Source organism: Microbulbifer okhotskensis, from assembly GCF_023895975.1.
Taxonomy (GTDB): domain Bacteria; phylum Pseudomonadota; class Gammaproteobacteria; order Pseudomonadales; family Cellvibrionaceae; genus Microbulbifer; species Microbulbifer okhotskensis.
In genome coordinates, this window is the sequence record NZ_JALBWM010000197.1 from 1 (window position 1) to 3,785 (window position 3,785).

6 protein-coding genes are annotated in these 3,785 nt (G+C 43.9%); 5 read left to right on the forward strand and 1 reads right to left on the reverse strand.

All coding sequences use genetic code 11. From position 1 onward, the window contains the following. The first annotated feature begins 52 nt into the window (after positions 1 to 52). The 3 genes from MO867_RS20910 to MO867_RS20920 all read left to right on the forward strand — a co-directional run bounded on the left by MO867_RS20910 (position 53) and on the right by MO867_RS20920 (position 1,471). Entirely contained in the window at positions 53 to 394 is a 342-nt protein-coding gene (locus MO867_RS20910) for a tetratricopeptide repeat protein (RefSeq protein WP_252472716.1), read from the forward strand. 115 nt (positions 395 to 509) lie between these two features. Further along, positions 510 to 824: an HflX-like GTP-binding protein gene (locus MO867_RS20915; RefSeq protein ID WP_252472718.1), complete on the forward strand. Its 315-nt coding sequence runs from the start codon at positions 510 to 512 to the stop codon at positions 822 to 824. Between the two features lie 314 nt (positions 825 to 1,138). Then, positions 1,139 to 1,471, forward strand: a complete 333-nt coding sequence (locus tag MO867_RS20920) for a hypothetical protein (protein WP_252472720.1) — start codon at positions 1,139 to 1,141, stop codon at positions 1,469 to 1,471. A 408-nt stretch (positions 1,472 to 1,879) separates the two neighbouring features. Here the strand turns inward: MO867_RS20920 and MO867_RS23640 are convergent, their stop codons facing one another. Beyond that, positions 1,880 to 2,014 (reverse strand): hypothetical protein, encoded by a 135-nt coding sequence (locus tag MO867_RS23640; protein ID WP_256474252.1) that lies wholly within the window; start codon positions 2,012 to 2,014, stop codon positions 1,880 to 1,882. Positions 2,015 to 2,790: 776 nt separating this feature from the next. On the opposite strand from MO867_RS23640, the gene MO867_RS20925 reads away from it, so the two are divergent. Both MO867_RS20925 and MO867_RS20930 read left to right on the forward strand, forming a co-directional pair. Continuing rightward, complete coding sequence (locus tag MO867_RS20925) at positions 2,791 to 2,994, forward strand: cold-shock protein (protein WP_252472722.1); 204 nt, start codon at positions 2,791 to 2,793, stop codon at positions 2,992 to 2,994. Between the two features lie 240 nt (positions 2,995 to 3,234). After that, positions 3,235 to 3,504 carry a hypothetical protein gene (locus MO867_RS20930; RefSeq protein WP_252472724.1) on the forward strand — a complete coding sequence of 90 codons (270 nt, stop codon included), beginning with the start codon at positions 3,235 to 3,237 and terminating at the stop codon, positions 3,502 to 3,504. The last annotated feature ends 281 nt before the right edge of the window (positions 3,505 to 3,785 follow it).

Consider the following 3,785-nt stretch of genomic DNA (forward strand, 5'->3'; position numbering starts at 1 on the left):
GAGCAGTACAGTGACTATGGGGCTATAGCTGTATGAAACTGTCCGAAGTGTTGTGAGAGATGAAATTTGGAAAGATAGCTCCAAGAGGGAGCAGAATTATCACGAGGCTAAATGCTTGCTTGAAAAGGCTTTAGCTACGCACCCTAATGATAAGGTGACTCTCATCATTTATGGCACTGTTCTGTGTGACATGGGTTGCCATAAAGAAGCAATCAAATATCTCAAAAAAGCGATAGATCAAGGCAGCAATAATAAGCATGCATTTTACAATCTTGGCGTAGCACTCATGAATTGCTCTACCTACGAAAATGCAATGATCTACATGAAAAAGGCAAGGTCAAAACAAACTGGCGCTCGAACATGGGAGGCATACTTTGATCCAATGGCGCACTAATATCCTAGCAAACAAAAGCAGTATTACTTTTCGCGGTGGAACCGTAGAACCAATGAAATTACGAGCCAAAGAGAATCTATTCGGCTGCCGATGCCTTATCGCAGGATTATTCTCGATGAAAACACAAAATATCGATGAGAGTCTAGCAGAAGCTTCTTCTGAGATTAAAAATATAGGAGGACTGGTTGTCGGGGGCTTAATACAGAGAAGAGGGGTTTCTAGGACAAAGAAGGTTGGAGGTAGTAAACGCTTGGATTCACCTATGAATTCTGCAACATATCTAGGAAAGGGTAAGGCATTTGAGCTAGCAGAGATAGCAACAATAGAATGCGCCGATACGCTTATTTTCTTAAATAAACTTAGTGGCACACAAATACGCAACCTGGCAAAAATAACAGGCTGCAGGGTGTATTTCTACGAAAGCGCATAACAAAACCAGGTGATCTCACACTGCGTGCTGAATATTATTTTTTGTTTTGACTGTCTTGTTCAGAACAGTAGATTGCTTTCTCAAGGCGACCGACGACTTACTATATGCAATTTTAGTACAGTCTTTGCGCTTCCATTTTCGTGCAAAACTTACAAAAACTATCTACGGTTAATTCCGGCATATTAACTTTCTAGTCGCGATCGTGAATGATCAAGGAGATCAAAAGACAAAAATGGGCTTCAATTAATTTCTAGAAGACCGAATGCGGCTCTTTATGATTTTTCGAAAATTTAGGCTTTTAAAATCTATATGAAGTGCTTCTTAATCCAGTTAATTTTCTTGAGCCAATAAGCAGCTGGGTATCGGAACAGGAAAACATCGATGATGATACAACCTGGATTATTACTCGTGTTGGACACTTCATCGGAGAGCTATTCATTGAGAAAAACGGCGGTTGCTGGAGTGTATGTGAATTCCCTGGCTCCCGCTATTATGGTCACTATGCCATCGGTGACATCCCATCATTCAGTAATCCCCATGTTCTTTTCGCACCCATAGATGCCGCATTTGAACTGGCAAATCAATATGAGGGTCGCTCACTATCAGCCATCGCTAGTGAGATTGAGGTAACGCTCAGCGGTCTATAAGGAGTTAGCAAGTGACTATGATTTTTCAACAAGGACCTATTCCATAGCTTCATGCTCCAAGGGTTGTTTTTAACCATCGTATTCAGAATGGCAAGCTTCTTTCTCATGCATACTGCATGGCGATTTTTTGCTTGCTAGCAGCTGACCAGGCATTCATCCACGGAGGTTGGCCTGGAGTGACTCCGAACGCCGATGTTATGGAAACAAACAGAACTACCCGCACACGACTCCGCCTGTCGAGAAGGTGGTCCTTTCCCCGGATGCCCCCTGGCCCCATTTATTGGGGCAATACCCGCGAGTGCTGACTTTTTTTCGGGTTTAGTCTCATCTGCTCAGGAAGCTTTCCATCAGGAGCGCTCAAAAAACATACAGATCGTTACTGTTTAGTCGGAAATCAGGCTTTTGCCGTCAATCGGCAATACTATTATCCATCTTATCGAGCTGATTATCGGTAGTCTCAAACTCCCCCTTGATGGCTTTCAAGATAGCCCGAATGGGCTTAGCTACGGATTTTGGCATGCGCTTGAAGTGACCCTTTTGCATAACGCTCACCTCCAACCTCAGGCTTCATACAGCTGGTAAATCGCTAATAACGCTTGATTTATGTGGTTTTATAGCTGGAACCCTGGGTTTGATGGTTTCAACATAGTAGGCTACGCCTATGGTATCCAGCTTGTCTGTTTTAGCAGTACGAGCGGCCGACTTTGCAAAGCTTCCAATCTGTGTTGGGTTAGGTTAGGTCTGCGATAGGCAGGCCTGACTTGTGCGTCGTCCTAGGCAAGCCTACTTGTGGGTTCATTGAGCTCTCAAGCAGGTTGAAGCGGTAAAATCGCGTCAATTTCATTGGTAACGCTCAGGAATTGGCCAGCGAATCCCATATTGGCACCAAGCTGTCTACTGTCGGTATCGACTCCGATATTGATCTCATGGGTTTCCATAGGATAAGCTATCCCTGCCTTGCCGTTCGGGCTCGGGGCCCTCGTGACTATTCAAGTTCTGCCTAGTAGGTAAAGGGCTTCAGTGGCCATCGAAGGTGAACCTCGATTTGCCCGTTAACGAGAAGGCTTTTTGGCCTCAGAATGAGACCAGGACAACCAACGATGGTTGGGCGTGTTCGCCCTCTGCTGGACCTGCAAACCGCTACGCGGATTTCCAGTCCTCGCCAGCGCTATTATGTATTTGGGAGTCCACCGCTTAAAGTTCTATGGATGTATTTTATTCAAAAGACTATAGGCGAAACTTAACGTAATTTAACTCTAGTTTTGTAATGGTGATAGCAGAACTAGTTAATTAAACTCACCGTAGATGAAGAAATAAATATGAGTACTGGCACAGTTAAGTGGTTCGATGCAGATAAAGGTTTTGGTTTCATCACTCCAGACGATGGAAGCAAAGATTTGTTTGTACACCATTCTGAAATCCAAGTGGGCGGTTACAAGTCACTCGCGGATGGTCAAAAAGTCGAGTTTGTTGTTGGACAGGGTCAAAAAGGACCGTGTGCAACAAAAGTCCAGCCTCTTTAAGCGATAAGCACAGGCGGCGCGGCTCCGGTTCCACGGGCCCCCGCCTGACTTTCGGGCTATACAAAACTAGATTGCTTTTATGTCACTTTAAATTTGGCTGAATACTCAGCAAGAGGAGGCCATCTGTAATTAGATGCAACCTCAGCGGCTTGTTTCTCTACTTTTCCTGTAGGAGCCGACCAGGAAAATTTAGTTGTTTTTATACAACCTCTTTATGTCCTTTGAACAGATGATTCATCTATGAATTTAGAGAAGTCAAAGAAGAGAATATCTAAAAAATTAAACATGGGATTTCAGGGTTACCCGACGATAGCCATCGTTTATTCTGGTCCTAATAAAGTCTTACCAACAGAAGTTTTCCTTGAGTTCGTCGTAGAAGAAGGTGCAGAGCCACAAAGTGAAAAATTTGTGACTGAAGGTGACATACGCGAGGATGAAGTGGTTCAGTCTGCAATCGTAAAAATGATTGAACGGTCTGGGGCAAAAACCGTTACCTGCATTCAAGATTGAAGTGCATAGCTATTTTTCTCGCAGCTAACCATTCAAATCAATATTCGAGGAACTACAGAAGCAACAACTAATCTTAGATCTCCCTGGGATATACATCCAGTTACAAAGGCTTAGCACTCTGCCGCCACGGGAAAGCAGTTTTTCATGACTGGGATAATTGCCCATTTCTACCACAAGGATAGATATAGGTTTTCCAGGTTTGAGGCCGTATCACCGTAGATTACTGAGAGGGTGTAAATAATTCTGTGTAACCGCTCTTGCTAGTGGATTATTGGTAGTCG